The organism is Scytonema hankhaensis NUACC26, assembly GCF_045865695.1.
In the GTDB taxonomy this organism is placed as follows: Bacteria; Cyanobacteriota; Cyanobacteriia; order Cyanobacteriales; family Nostocaceae; genus Scytonema.
On sequence record NZ_BAACAP010000201.1, the window covers coordinates 37,002 to 49,628 of the forward strand.

13 protein-coding genes are annotated in these 12,627 nt (G+C 39.6%); 10 read left to right on the forward strand and 3 right to left on the reverse strand.

Annotation, left to right across the window (positions count from 1 at the left end; all coding sequences use genetic code 11):
- Positions 1 to 17: 17 nt before the first annotated feature.
- Entirely contained in the window at positions 18 to 584 is a 567-nt protein-coding gene (tsaA, locus tag ACKTT2_RS23275) for a tRNA (N6-threonylcarbamoyladenosine(37)-N6)-methyltransferase TrmO (protein WP_407890917.1), read from the reverse strand.
- Between the two features lie 127 nt (positions 585 to 711).
- Between tsaA and ACKTT2_RS23280 the strand changes: the two genes are divergently transcribed.
- The 5 genes from ACKTT2_RS23280 (at position 712) to ACKTT2_RS23300 (ending at position 4,052) form a co-directional block, all read left to right on the forward strand.
- The gene (locus ACKTT2_RS23280; RefSeq protein ID WP_407890919.1) at positions 712 to 915 is read left to right on the forward strand and encodes a type II toxin-antitoxin system HicB family antitoxin; all 204 of its coding nucleotides are present in this window, start codon (positions 712 to 714) and stop codon (positions 913 to 915) included.
- An 80-nt stretch (positions 916 to 995) separates the two neighbouring features.
- Positions 996 to 1,169 (forward strand): type II toxin-antitoxin system HicA family toxin, encoded by a 174-nt coding sequence (locus ACKTT2_RS23285; protein WP_407890969.1) that lies wholly within the window; start codon positions 996 to 998, stop codon positions 1,167 to 1,169.
- A 645-nt stretch (positions 1,170 to 1,814) separates the two neighbouring features.
- The gene (locus ACKTT2_RS23290) at positions 1,815 to 2,162 is read left to right on the forward strand and encodes a hypothetical protein (protein WP_407890921.1); all 348 of its coding nucleotides are present in this window, start codon (positions 1,815 to 1,817) and stop codon (positions 2,160 to 2,162) included.
- Positions 2,163 to 2,319: 157 nt separating this feature from the next.
- Positions 2,320 to 3,144: an SDR family oxidoreductase gene (locus ACKTT2_RS23295; protein ID WP_407890923.1), complete on the forward strand. Its 825-nt coding sequence runs from the start codon at positions 2,320 to 2,322 to the stop codon at positions 3,142 to 3,144.
- Complete coding sequence (locus tag ACKTT2_RS23300; RefSeq protein ID WP_407890925.1) at positions 3,141 to 4,052, forward strand: alpha/beta fold hydrolase; 912 nt, start codon at positions 3,141 to 3,143, stop codon at positions 4,050 to 4,052. Before ACKTT2_RS23295 ends, ACKTT2_RS23300 begins: the two co-directional genes overlap by 4 nt.
- Positions 4,053 to 4,133: 81 nt before the next feature.
- On the opposite strand, the gene ACKTT2_RS23305 is transcribed toward ACKTT2_RS23300, so the two are convergent.
- Positions 4,134 to 5,927 carry a GmrSD restriction endonuclease domain-containing protein gene (locus ACKTT2_RS23305; RefSeq protein ID WP_407890927.1) on the reverse strand — a complete coding sequence of 598 codons (1,794 nt, stop codon included), beginning with the start codon at positions 5,925 to 5,927 and terminating at the stop codon, positions 4,134 to 4,136.
- 694 nt (positions 5,928 to 6,621) lie between these two features.
- On the opposite strand from ACKTT2_RS23305, the gene ACKTT2_RS23310 reads away from it, so the two are divergent.
- The 3 genes from ACKTT2_RS23310 (at position 6,622) to ACKTT2_RS23320 (ending at position 9,889) form a co-directional block, all read left to right on the forward strand.
- The gene (locus ACKTT2_RS23310; RefSeq protein WP_407890929.1) at positions 6,622 to 7,629 is read left to right on the forward strand and encodes a hypothetical protein; all 1,008 of its coding nucleotides are present in this window, start codon (positions 6,622 to 6,624) and stop codon (positions 7,627 to 7,629) included.
- A 140-nt stretch (positions 7,630 to 7,769) separates the two neighbouring features.
- Positions 7,770 to 8,234, forward strand: a complete 465-nt coding sequence (locus ACKTT2_RS23315; RefSeq protein WP_407890931.1) for a CYTH domain-containing protein — start codon at positions 7,770 to 7,772, stop codon at positions 8,232 to 8,234.
- Positions 8,235 to 8,677: 443 nt separating this feature from the next.
- Positions 8,678 to 9,889 (forward strand): PAS domain S-box protein, encoded by a 1,212-nt coding sequence (locus tag ACKTT2_RS23320; protein ID WP_407890933.1) that lies wholly within the window; start codon positions 8,678 to 8,680, stop codon positions 9,887 to 9,889.
- A 10-nt stretch (positions 9,890 to 9,899) separates the two neighbouring features.
- On the opposite strand, the gene ACKTT2_RS23325 is transcribed toward ACKTT2_RS23320, so the two are convergent.
- Positions 9,900 to 10,853, reverse strand: coding sequence for a Rieske 2Fe-2S domain-containing protein (locus ACKTT2_RS23325; protein WP_407890935.1), 954 nt, complete (start codon positions 10,851 to 10,853; stop codon positions 9,900 to 9,902).
- Between the two features lie 235 nt (positions 10,854 to 11,088).
- Here ACKTT2_RS23325 and ACKTT2_RS23330 point away from each other — a divergent pair, with 235 nt between their 5' ends.
- Both ACKTT2_RS23330 and ACKTT2_RS23335 read left to right on the forward strand, forming a co-directional pair.
- On the forward strand, positions 11,089 to 11,877 hold the full coding sequence (locus ACKTT2_RS23330; RefSeq protein ID WP_407890937.1) for a TetR/AcrR family transcriptional regulator: 789 nt from the start codon (positions 11,089 to 11,091) through the stop codon (positions 11,875 to 11,877).
- 179 nt (positions 11,878 to 12,056) lie between these two features.
- The gene (locus tag ACKTT2_RS23335; protein ID WP_407890939.1) at positions 12,057 to 12,626 is read left to right on the forward strand and encodes a TIGR04376 family protein; all 570 of its coding nucleotides are present in this window, start codon (positions 12,057 to 12,059) and stop codon (positions 12,624 to 12,626) included.
- Position 12,627 lies beyond the last annotated feature (1 nt).

Consider the following 12,627-nt stretch of genomic DNA (forward strand, 5'->3'; position numbering starts at 1 on the left):
ATCCCCAATCCCCAAACTCATATACTAGGTCTATCTTTTCCGAAGATATCTATTTCATACTCTTGAGCATTTTCCATTTCATTGACATAGCCGCACTTAGCATTTGGAAAAGAATCGCAGTAAGTGACGTAAGGCTTGATATCGAGTACGGGCGTTTGGTCGAGTAGATCGATTCCCTCAACGTGTAGAACTGAACCTTTTATTTCAATTAATTTAGGGGCGCTAATGCCAATGGGATTGGGACGATGGGGGGCGCGAGTCGCTAGTGTCCCTCGGCGAATACGCGGTCCCCGTGGCAGTATAACAGTAGGATTCCAATGCTTGTTGAGATGCAGCCATGCTATTACCCAAATACGCTCAAAGCCATCCATATCTTTAAGGGCTATGGGAGGTATCATATCAGGGAAAAGTTCTATTTGTGCTCTTGCTGGTTGGTAATATGACGGGGCGCATTGAAGTTGGGCTTGACGTGGCGTACCGTGTCGCTCTTTGTAAGGGGAGTGAACTACACCAATCGGATGTAAGGTAATTCCATCAGGAAAAGAAACAGCCTGAATATAGTCTTTGGGAGGGAGTTTAGGCATATTTGAGTATGAAGTCAATAAATTTAGAGAAACTGTATCTATGTTTTAAAGCAAGCATGAAAAATATTTTTTATCCTTTATACTTATCTTTATATAATAAATTTGAGCGCATAAAGGCAAAAGACCTATGAAATTGAAAGTTATTGTTCATGAAGCGGAAGAAGGCGGATATTGGGCTGAAGTTCCAGCGCTCCCTGGATGTGCAACTCAAGGAGACACGTTTGAAGAATTACTAGAAAATTTATATGAAGCTATAGAAGGTTGTTTATCAGTTGATGTTGATGCAGTACAGGTAACAGATAAATCTAAAGTGATGGAAATAGCTGTATGAATTCAATGTCTGGGAAAAAGTTAGCAAAACTTTTAGAACAGAATTGTTGGACATTAATACGAGTTTAAGGTAGTCATCATATATACGGTAAGTCAGGCATTAGTTCTCGAATTTCCGTTCCAATTCATGGGAATAAAGATTTAAAGGTAGGTTTACTTAGACATTTACTAAAGACTGCTGGTGTATTGGAAAATATATCACAAGAGGAATCAGGAGAAGGACTTGATGAACAGTTTTACATTAGCAAGGATTAAAAGTTAATGGTTATTTTTTGGAAGCTTTAGAAGTTGTTTGAAAAGTGGTTAGTTGTGATTTTAGGCACTTATCGCTCCCCCCTAGCCCACGCCAGTCGCTGTGAGTTCGGGAGACCCTCCTGCAGCGCTGGCTCCCCTTAAAAAGGGGGGAAAATACTCTGAAAGTCCCCCTTGTTAAGGGGAGCCACTGCGGTGGACGGGTTTCACAGGCTACAGCAAGTGGTGAGTCCACCCTTGTAGAAAGGTTTCCTTTCGTAGAGGAGTGGCGTTCGCGTTCGCGAAGCGTGTGCCTTGCACATACCCGTAAGGGCGTGGATAATGGGGGAGCTTGAATGTTTTGCTACTGATGAAAGGACTTTTCAAACATCCTCTTAGTTTAGAGGCGGTGTCAAGGAAAGAGTTACAGCATTTTTATACCAGTACACGGGAACATTCTTCGCTCAAATATTCTTAAGGTCTAGATCGAGTTATGACTTCTGCTAGAGGAATAATTACTTTTTTGCCGTTAATGTAAGTTTTGTATACGGGAATGCTCATTCAGAAGGGATTTTGCTGATTTTGAACGGTGAATCCCTATATTTATAGTGGCTTTGCAATGTCCCGCAACCGCAAAAAGTATTGAGAATGAAACAACGGAGTCTTGTTATGACAAATCTGATTTCTAATGCGATCGCTTACATCAGCAGTTTCTTCAAAGAGTTTCAAGTTAAGCGTTTCATGACTGTTGTCCTAGTAGGATTTTTGGTGTTGACAACAGGCGTAAATACCGAGCGTGGCGCTCAAGCTGTAACCAAGAAAGTACAACAAGCAGTACAACAAGACACTTCCGACAGACCAAAAACAACGGGAGAGTGGAACAAAGAAGCTCGTCAAACAGAAGATGCTCCTGGCAAACGAGCTCAAAGAATCGTCAAAGAATCAGCAGAAGCAGTGAAAGATTTGGGCTCTGTATACCCAGATACCGCTAAAAGAACTGCAAGCGATCGCGACTAATCGTTCGTCCTTTAATACTCTACCCCACATATAAATGTGGGGTAGTTAATTTATAAATGTATTTATTTTAGTCCAGTTACTTATGTATACTTTTATTTACCTAGCTACGGTCATACGTCCATAGCAAAGTAGGTACTTCTTAATATTTAGAATAAAAATGAACATTGCGATTATTGGTTGTGGATACGTAGGTTATGCAGTGGCTCAACACTGGCAGAAAATGCCCTTCACAATGACTGCTACCACAACTACCCCCGAACGTGTCCCCTTATTGCAAGCAGTCGCTCAACAAGTTGTAGTTGTTAAAGGGAGCGATCGCTCTGGTTTAAAATCAGTCTTACAAGATAAAGATGTCATACTTTTGAGTGTGGGTGCTAAAGGTGCTGATAACTATGAAGAAGCTTACTTGCACACGGCTCAAACTTTAATCGATGTCTTACAACAGACGCCAACTGTACGGCAACTCATATATACGGGAAGCTATTCTGTATATGGCGACAAAAATGGAGAATGGGTAGATGAAGAGTCATCCGTTGAACCCGCCAACAAAAACGGGCAAATTCTGAGAGATACCGAACAAGTTTTACTATCCGCCTCTCATGAAAATCTCCGCGTTTGTATTTTACGGTTGGGAGGAATTTATGGTCCAGGTCGAGAGTTAATCGAACTATTGGATCGATTTGCTGGTACAACCCGACCTGGTAATGGTGAGGATGCAACCAACTGGATTCACTTAGATGATATTGTTGATGCAATAGAATTTGCTCGCGAGCATCAACTACAAGGTATTTATAACTTAGTTGATGATGCACATATTATAAGTCGGGAATTATACGATCGCCTGTACGAGGCACATAATCTACCAAAAGTCACATGGGATTCTTCCCAACAGAGCAAGCGTCCCTACAATGCCAGAGTCTCTAATAAGAAAATAAAGGAAGCAGGATACAAGCTCATTCACCCCGATATGATTTTCATATGATGACTCAAGATAAAGCAACATCCTCCATCCAGTTTTACAATTGGAAAAACTACCGTGCTTGCTACGAAACCCTCAATCCAAGCTTTTCAATACCTGAAGGTACTCCCCTGTTACTCATTCACCCCATTGGTGTTGGGTTATCGCGACAATTTTGGCGGCGGTTTCAAAGTGAATGGTACAAACAAGGACACCGCAATCCCATTTACAACCCCGACTTGTTAGGATGCGGCGAAAGCGATATGCCTCGCGCCGCTTACACTCCTAATGATTGGGCAGATCAATTGCAACACTTCTTGCAAACAGTCGTACAAAAACCTGTCATTGTTGTAGTCCAAGGTGCTTTATTTCCAGTTGCCATAGAATTAGCCCAAAAACAACCCAATTTTATTACCGGATTAGTGCTAGCAAGTCCTCCCGCTATGCCTTTGCTGACAAAAAACACACCCCAGTGGCAGCAGAAAACTATTTGGAACCTTCTAGATTCACCTTTAGGCAATGCTTTCTACCGCTACGCACGACGGGAAAAGTTTTTAAGTTCCTTCTCAACTCGTCAACTGTTTAAATCTAGCGAAGCAGTGGATGCTGAATGGATAAACACCTTACAACAAGGTGCAAAAAATCCTGAGAGTCGCCATGCTGTTTTTGCATTTTTAGCTGGCTTTTGGCGTCAAGACTACAGTAGCGCCATATCTTCTATTCAACAACCAACACTAGTTGTTTTAGGCGAGGATATCTCAAGCATTGCCAAAGAAGGTAAAGGATTAACACCAGATGAATGGTTAGCTGATTACCTTGCTCGTTTGCCCAAGGGTCGGGGAGGGAAGATTCCCGGTCGCAATGTTCTTCCTTATGAATCTACTCCTGAATTTGTTAAAGCTGTAGCACCATTTATTAACGAGCTCTCATAATTTTAGAGTGAGCAGTACCAACCTGCTCAACTCATACATCATTATTTTATTAAATTATGTGTTTCCCATTATTTAAGGGTATCACTTGAAAAGACTGTACACAGCTGCAATCCGATCGCCTGAAACTTCTTGCGGCTTTTTTTCGTGTCCGTCACGTATATAAAGTTTGTCTTTATACCAAACTGGTTCAGTACCGGCACTAGCTTCCAACATAAGTACTGTATGTCTTTCATAAGTTATAGGAGTTAAGCTTGTGTTAACCCTAGTCTTCAACACTTCAGGTAGATATGACTCGCGAATTTTTCGAGAAATTAAGAGTATATAATCATCCAATGTAGTACTTCTGAGTTGTGCTTCTCGCTCCAATCCAACAATACCAAATGGATCGACACGAGGAGCAATAATACCATCTAGGTTCTCAATACGTTCGGTATGTTTCTCGTTATCAGATACACCAATAAAAATATATCCCTTCTTGCCTTTACCTAAATTTGCCATTGCTGCAAGATTCTGGAGAATTTTTTCAAAAGCTTCTTCGTCAAATCGTCGATTGCTACTATTAAGAGTATAAAGTCCTTGCTTAAAATCATAGTTTGGAGATTCAACTCTTGACCTTCTTAGGTAGTTAACAAAATCTAATGCATACGATCCACTACTACGAGTTGTATTTGTGGAAGATTTGAAGTAATTTTCAATTAATCCTTTAGTTAGACCAATATTATTAACTCGATTGCGTTCTGTAATAGTTGAACTCATTTTTATTTTAGATGCTAAATCATCAAGTGCATGAAAAATTTCATAAAATTCAAATGGTTCTTTTGAGTTTTTGATGATTAAATCATAAAAAGCCATAAAAAGTGAGTAAAAAGGCTCTTTCACTGTATTGCCTTTTGCTTTTGGGTTCAGTGTCTTGCTAAGAAAGTTTTTTTGGTCTGTTCCTGCTACTGTTGTGATAGCTGTCTGAATCCACGATAAAACCCTCTTAATATCTTCTCCTAAATTATTTTCTCCATATCTAGCAAGGGCAACATCAATTTCGTCTGATTTATCAACATCGCCTTTGCCATAATAGTTATCAAACTTTGATTTACTTGCAGCGAAAGGAGAACCTAAGGCAATAGATAGTATTACATCCGCTAAGAATTGCTCGTCATCACTGTCACGGAGATCCGATATCCGCATAATTGCCTGCTTGCACCAAATCGTATCCTCTGCTCGCACTCCGTAGCCAAGATCGATTGACTTAGCATCAATACTTATTGCGGGCATATCAGTCAAAGGTAATACTTCTCGTGAGACATCACCGCGAATTTCAGATGCAAGAGATCTTACCAAATTTGAAAATCGACTTGTAACACCTGCTTGTCTTACCTCTTGAGGTGACAAATGCTTTCCACTAGAATTGATTCGATTAAAAATGTTTTCTATTTCATTAGGATGCTTAGGTTGATAAATGGTAACAGCAAGCTGATATTCTAAAAATTTTACACATTGTTCTGGTTCAAGAAGTTGATATTGTTCTAAATTCACTGATTTAAATACACCTTTCAGCAATAACTCATTTGCATAAGGATGTTGTCTTACATCAAAAAAAGCTCCGTTAACTGCAAACTGGTTTTCTATAAACCCAAAAAGAGCATTCAATCTTTGCATACCATCAATTATTTCAAAAGCACTATCTCCATCAGTCGGCTTAATTTCTCCTAGTAAGATGAGAGGAATCGGGTAGTCAAGTAATACACTTTCAACAAGAGAGGCTTTTTCTTCTTTTGTCCAAACTAGCTTACGCTGATACTGACGGTTTACAATTAATTTGCCTGTTCGATATAGACGATATAACTCTGGGATGCCAGTTCCTTTAGGAGTAATACTCATGACTTTATCTTTAACTACAGATGATAATTATTTTAGCGAAACTTCGCTCTATTAAATCGTTCTCATTCAGTAAATTATCGGGTATTGAATCTGTTTACAACAAAATTATTTACTACTTCATGTTTTTCTCCTTCGTGGCTTCTAAGCTTAAAACAAGTGGCATTTGAGGAAAGAAATTCAACAAAGCCTGATAAAACATTAGTAACAATTATGCACAGTATAACTTACGGATAAAATTCGAGTAGTATTGGCTATCCCTGTTAAGGTGTATCAATGACATACTAGTTTCCACACTCTTTTTTTCTGGTGACCGTACACTTTTTTGTCCATTCTGAGAGCAAAATTGATAGCAAACTTATTTTTCTGCTTTCAAATTTTCGTCTCTGAGAGGCTGAAAACCTGATTATTAATTGTTAAGTAGTACAAATAAACTATTTTGTAGTTATGCGCTCAGGGTTTGGCGATTATTGACAAGTCAAGCTCCAAAGCCATTTTAAGTATAAATATGGGTAAAAACTCTGGGTTTCAAAGTAGACGTAATTTATCTCTTAGGAGAAAGAACTTTAGATTTAAAATCTGTTCTTGCGTGCTAACATGAAAGCCTTACTTAAGCGACAAATTAAAAAAACGTAACAGCACACTTGTAGCACTTTTGCGGCACACTGATGTGAGGAGACAAAATAAGATCGAAAAAATGGCAACTGAAAACTCTCGCATTGTTACGTATTTACCGCCTGAACTAGCTGAGCGGTTGAAACAATTTTGTGATGAAAAGCAAACAAAAACCAGTGAAGCTATCAAACAAATTGTTAGTGAATTCTTTGGAAAACCTTCGAGTTCCTCTACCAGTGACAACGATTGGGAACCGCGAATAGCAGGTATTGAGAAAAGATTATCTTTATTAGATGAGTTCACGCAAAGAATATCTGCCTTAGAAAATTCTTTTGCAGGAATCCAAGAACAAATAAATGTTCCTCTCAGCGTTCCAGCATCAGATATTCCACCCGCAACCGTAGAAAGTGCGCCAGAATCTGCTCCAGAACCAAGCAAAGCATCTGAAGACACACCTGAAGCTCAATCTCAGAAGAAAACTAAAAGCGGGTCTGTCTCCAAAACTAGCACGACATCTGAGGATACGCCTAAAGCCCAATCTCAGAAGAAAACCAAAAGCGGGGCTGTTTCCAAAACTAGCACGACATCTGAGGATACGCCTAAAGTTCAATCTCAGAAGAAAACCAAAAGCGGGGCTGTTTCTAAAACCAGCACGACATCTAAAGATACGCCTAAAGCTCAATCTCAACAGAAAACTCAAAACGGAGCTGTTTCCAAAACTAGCACGACATCTAAGGACACTTCTAAAGTTCGATCTCAGAAGACAACCAAAAGCGGGTCGGTTTCTAAAACCAGTGCGACATCTGAGGACACACCTAAAGCTCAATCTCAGAAGAAAACCAAAGATGAACCTGCTTTAGAAACCCTTGAAACATCTGAGGACACCTCTGTAGAATCGCCCAAACAATCTACTGCTAGCCCAACATGCACTGTCAATGAGTTAGCTAAAAGATTGAGCGTCACAAAGACAACAATTTCGCGTAACAAAGACCGGGAGAATTTTCGCTCTTGGTCTCAAGGTCACGATCCTGAAGGAGTGGCTTGGGAATTTCACCCAGAGGAGATGCTTTTTTATTCTTTAAAAGAATAAAATCTTCAATTGAAGATTAACGAATTCCGGGAACCGTGTTTTTGAGAATGCCCGATGACTAATCTGTAATATCAGAAACTGTCCCGGTACGCCTTTGGTTATTTGTCATTGGTCATCGATCGTTTAAATAAGAAATTAAAATGGCACGAGAAATAGAACGTAAATTTCTAGTGAAAGGAGATAGTTGGCGAAACTTAGCAGAGGGAAGCGCCTACCGTCAAGGGTATATTGCCACGCAAAGAGGAGCCACTGTACGCATTCGCATAGTAGGAGATCGGGGTTACATAACAATTAAAGGACCTACTGTTAACTACTCAAGAGCAGAGTTTGAGTATTCAATTCCGCTTGAAGATGCTGAAGAAATGCTGGATACTTTGTGCCAGCAACCTTTGATAGAAAAAATTAGATATAAAGTGGAGTGGGGAGGGTTGATTTGGGAAATTGACGAGTTTGAGGGTGTTAATAAAGGGTTGATATTAGCAGAAGTTGAACTGAATGATGAAAAACAACAGATTGAATTACCGGCATGGGTTGGTGAGGAAGTTTCAAGTAATCCTAGATATTTTAATAGTAATTTAGTAAAAAACCCATTTTCACAATGGTAAATTATCTACCGCACAATCTACAGAAAATATAAAAACCCCTGCCACGTAGGGTAAGACGGCGGGGTAAATAAGCATATTAATGTTTACCAATTCTCAGTTTCTTTAAAATTCACATAAATGTTTACTACCTCTGGAGAGATTAAATGTAAAGTTTGTTTGTGACGCTCGCTACAATTAATAAAATTGAGACTATCTATAAAAAGTGTCAAGACAACTTGGGAAATTAGAACGTAAAATATATAAAAGAAATATTGAGTAAATTAACCCTATCTAAAATTCTTCTTTTCATTATTTATGTTTATATAGCAAGCCTCGTTTTGAGAAATACAAGTAGGGGAGCCAACCGAAGAGCGCGGGTTCCGCCGCGACTTGAAAAAAAAGATATTTTTTTTTAAATATGCCAATGAGTAAAAAATAAAAATCTGAAGATTAAGGAGTCAAAAATGGATATAAACAAGATAGAAATAGACGTATTTGTTCAACGTACAGAGGAAATGCATAAAAGATTGCTAACTTTGTACAACAGTTCTACCGATACTATAAATTTGACACCAGATAAGTTGCCTCAAACTTTTATGGAACTCGGTCATGCCTCAGAGATCGTCAAAATAGCAACTGAGGAACTATACCAGCAAAATGAGGAACTTGTACAAATACGTAACTTAGCAGAAACAGAACGCCAACGGTATTGGGAATTATTTGAGTCAGCTCCAGATGCTTATTTAGTGACAGATAATTTCGGCATCATTCAAGAAGCCAACCGTGCGGCTGCTCGTATGCTGAACTTGTCTCAGTGTTATTTAGTAGGAAAACCAATTGCCAACTATGTTGCTTTAGAAGATCGTCAAAGCTTTCGTAGCTTTCTCAGACAGCTTGGGGAATGTGGTAATAAGACTATGGAGTTAGTCCTTTGCTTTTTAAAAAGCAATGGCGATATGTTTGATACCGCTATAACAGTAGCTGTAACACGCGCTCCGCAAGGTCAAATAACAGAAGTTCGCTGGCTTATACGTGACATTAGCGAACAGCAAGGTATGTTAGGCGATCGCCATCATAAGCCAGTGGAGTTACCATCCGTTAACCAAGACCGCAGCCTTGTAGAGAATCGTCTTTTGCATAAATATTGCAAAGGAGAAACCGTTCCTCTCAACCCAGGTGCAATTTGGTATGTGTCTCAGGGGATGGTCAAGTTGAGTACCCTTTGTGAAACGGGAGAGGAAGTTTTAATTGGTTTAGCAGCAGAAGGTATGGTTTTTGGTTCGAGTCTCACCTCGCTACACATTTACCAAGCAACAGCTTTGTCAGATACGGAGTTATCATCAATTTATCTGGCAGAAATTGCATCTTTCCAAAATCTCAGTCACACTTTATTACCAAAAATCAATCGTCGGCTAAGGCAAACAGAAGCTTTTTTAGCTATTGTTGGTAGGCGAAGGGTTGAAGACCGTCTTGACGCTCTGTTGCAGCTTCTCAAACAAGAAATCGGGGAAAAAGTTCCTCAAGGGAGCCGCTTGAGCGTTCGCCTCACTCATGAAGAGCTTGCTAGTGCTTGCTGTACCACTAGAGTTACAATTACACGATTGATGGGCAAATTACAAAAACGAGGAAAAATTGGTTTTGATTCCAAAAACCACATTATTATCATAGATATATAGTGGCTGCGATTTACCAATTCTGGTAAAGCTTTTCAGCATGGAACATAATCTCTTCATTCGGAAGTCTGATTTTAGCTTTTTCTCTAGAATACAAATTCTCAATAGCTGTTGTATCTTGCTCAACTACTGTAGCTACAGCTTTGAGAATGGAATTTTTTAAGAACACATCCAAAATAGGTAAATTCATGTTTGTATAAACAAGAACAAAAGTTTTAGTACTATTTTCCGTTTCAGGATAGAGGACGTGAGTTTGTAGCAGTTCAACAACAGGGGTCTGAGTTTGAAAGGCTGTAAGCGCGGGAAATGCGTATTCTAAAGTACCTTTGTACATTTTAGGTGATATGAGTAAAGCCGGATTACTTAAAATCTCGTTAAGTGTGTTGTCATCTCTATAAAGTTCTTGAATAACCTTAGCCCAATACCCATCATGTTCAAAGCTAGTAATATGATTGGCTTTGATTTTAAATAACTCGCGATGGGTTCCATGTTGGTGGTTATAGTCATAATTAATCAAAAGGTTGTCTAAAAAACTGCCTTTGATACTTTTTATTCCCGCAACTCCCACAAAATTAAGCCCTGTTTTCAGTTTGGAAATTAAATCGGGAACTGGAATTTTCGGTTCAAACCCGCCATATGTCCAGATACAATCGTCAATAACAATCAGTTTTAAAGGTTTTGCGATCGCTTGTCCATCTGTTTTTCCTTCTCGGTACAATCTGCCTTCTCCATCAAATTCTAGTGCGTGGAAGGGACAAGCAATCGTATTTCTGTCTTTGCAAATCCATCCATTTGACAAAGGAGCTTGCATATGAGGACAGATATTATCAAGAGCAAAGATTTCGCCTTTCTGATTCTGCCACAGAACATAATCGTGACCGTTCAGCGTAATTTTTACAGGTTTGTTTGCAGTCAACATAGATTTGTGAGCAATTAACCAAGGAGCACCTGGTAAGATAGCGTTCATATTTTTCTCCATTAAACAAAATGCAGCTGACAATAGGGCTGAGTTCTTCGCATCAGTCCTCTGTTTTCTGTAAAATTGTGACAAATCATCCCATTTTGGATGCGTGGATTGAAAAAGCCTCACTTGGGCTTAATTCTACCCAACTATCTGTCGAACTCTTGTTTCAAATTGGTATAATTTGTGTTCTTATTTATAAATCATGACAGATTATTCATATTTGTCAAGAGAATTTTTTATGAGTGACTTGCAACCAACTTCCCCTTCTATGCGTCGTCAACCAAAGCAAAAGCGAAGTCAACAACGTGTTGAACGTATCCTAGATGCAGCCGCTGAAGTCTTTGATGAGGTTGGTTTTGAGACAGCGACAACTCATGCGATCGCAACTCGTGCTGATACAGCGATCGGTTCTCTCTATCAATTTTTTCCAGATAAGATGACCATTTTCCATGCCTTGGAATTACGTCATAGGGAACGAGTCTATGCGGCGTGGGCAAAGTTCAACAAGCCAGAAATTATTCAACAACCTTTTGAAGGATTTATCTCAGCCATGACTGAAATCTACAAAGAACTTCTTCAAGATCGAACTTGTCGGATTGTCTTCATGCAATACTTCAAGTCTCCAGCCATCTTTCAAAATATCGATGAAAGCTTTACTCAAGAAGCGATTGACTTCATGGCAAATCTACTACAGCAACGGAATCGGGCGTTAATTCCAGAACAGTGTCAGCTACTAGCCGAAGTTTGCGTTCATGCCTGCAACACCTTAGCACTTGTAGCATTACGCAGTGATGAACCCCATCGCCAGGAGATTTTTGCTCAAATCCAAGCATTGTTAGCTGCATATCTCCGCCCTCATGTAGGGGATGAAATAGAGAATGAAGTCCCTGCACACAAGGTAATGAAAGTAATGAAATGTCCTCATTGTGATTCAAGTGCTGTATCTAAAAACGGCCATCGTCATGGCAAACAGCGTTTTATTTGCAAGGAGTGTGGCAAGCAATTTCCAGAAACCTACTCTCGGTGAATGAAAGTAATGATAATATTTAGCTGTGATACCTGACGGATAGCCAGTAACCGCGCTCTCGGTGGATTTTACACTTAGACTGCTAAATGCTTAATGCCCTATTTTCAAGACGATCGTATGTTCGTCTCGAACAAATAATTACTACAATAGAGAAGTAACTAACCTCTGGAGTTCAAGCAGTGGGCTTATTTGACGATCTCAGTAGGTTTCTAGAAAACCGTTTAGAAGAATTCTTGCGAAACAATCCGCACCTAGAATTAGAAGCGCTACTCGAACAATTACGAGAGCAAGAGGAAGATACGTTAAAATTGATTGCAGACTTACAATTGCAGGAAAAGCGAAAGCAAGACGATATTTTGTCCACTGCCCAAGAAATTCAAAAGTGGCACATTCGGGTAGAAAAGGCAAAAACTGCTAACAGACAAGATTTGGTAGCTGCAGCCCAACAGCGAGAAGCAGCTTTGCTACGTGAAGGAAACCAGCTTTGGGGACAAATGCAAGGGGTAAAAGAACGGATTACCCAAGCAAAGGAACTATTGAGAAAAATTCAACAAAGGCGACAGGAAGTGCAAGCCAAAGCCACGGAAGCACAAACAGCACGCGCTCAAGCTCAACAGAGATTGGAAACTGTAGGTTGGAATTCCACAACAAGTAGTTATTCGAGTGGCTATGACGATCTAGAAGAAAAATTCCGCCGTTGGGAAACCCAAGATGAATTGGAGCAGATGAAACGAAATATGGGCAAATAAA

Excerpts from the sequence above, each read along its gene's own strand:
- tsaA (WP_407890917.1), bottom strand. The coding sequence starts at position 584 with ATGCCTAAACTCCCTCCCAAAGACTATATTCAGGCTGTTTCTTTTCCT.
- ACKTT2_RS23280 (WP_407890919.1), top strand. The coding sequence starts at position 712 with ATGAAATTGAAAGTTATTGTTCATGAAGCGGAAGAAGGCGGATATTGG.
- ACKTT2_RS23290 (WP_407890921.1), top strand. The coding sequence starts at position 1,815 with ATGACAAATCTGATTTCTAATGCGATCGCTTACATCAGCAGTTTCTTC.
- ACKTT2_RS23295 (WP_407890923.1), top strand. The coding sequence starts at position 2,320 with ATGAACATTGCGATTATTGGTTGTGGATACGTAGGTTATGCAGTGGCT.
- ACKTT2_RS23300 (WP_407890925.1), top strand. The coding sequence starts at position 3,141 with ATGATGACTCAAGATAAAGCAACATCCTCCATCCAGTTTTACAATTGG.
- ACKTT2_RS23305 (WP_407890927.1), bottom strand. The coding sequence starts at position 5,927 with ATGAGTATTACTCCTAAAGGAACTGGCATCCCAGAGTTATATCGTCTA.
- ACKTT2_RS23310 (WP_407890929.1), top strand. The coding sequence starts at position 6,622 with ATGGCAACTGAAAACTCTCGCATTGTTACGTATTTACCGCCTGAACTA.
- ACKTT2_RS23315 (WP_407890931.1), top strand. The coding sequence starts at position 7,770 with ATGGCACGAGAAATAGAACGTAAATTTCTAGTGAAAGGAGATAGTTGG.
- ACKTT2_RS23320 (WP_407890933.1), top strand. The coding sequence starts at position 8,678 with ATGGATATAAACAAGATAGAAATAGACGTATTTGTTCAACGTACAGAG.
- ACKTT2_RS23325 (WP_407890935.1), bottom strand. The coding sequence starts at position 10,853 with ATGAACGCTATCTTACCAGGTGCTCCTTGGTTAATTGCTCACAAATCT.
- ACKTT2_RS23330 (WP_407890937.1), top strand. The coding sequence starts at position 11,089 with ATGAGTGACTTGCAACCAACTTCCCCTTCTATGCGTCGTCAACCAAAG.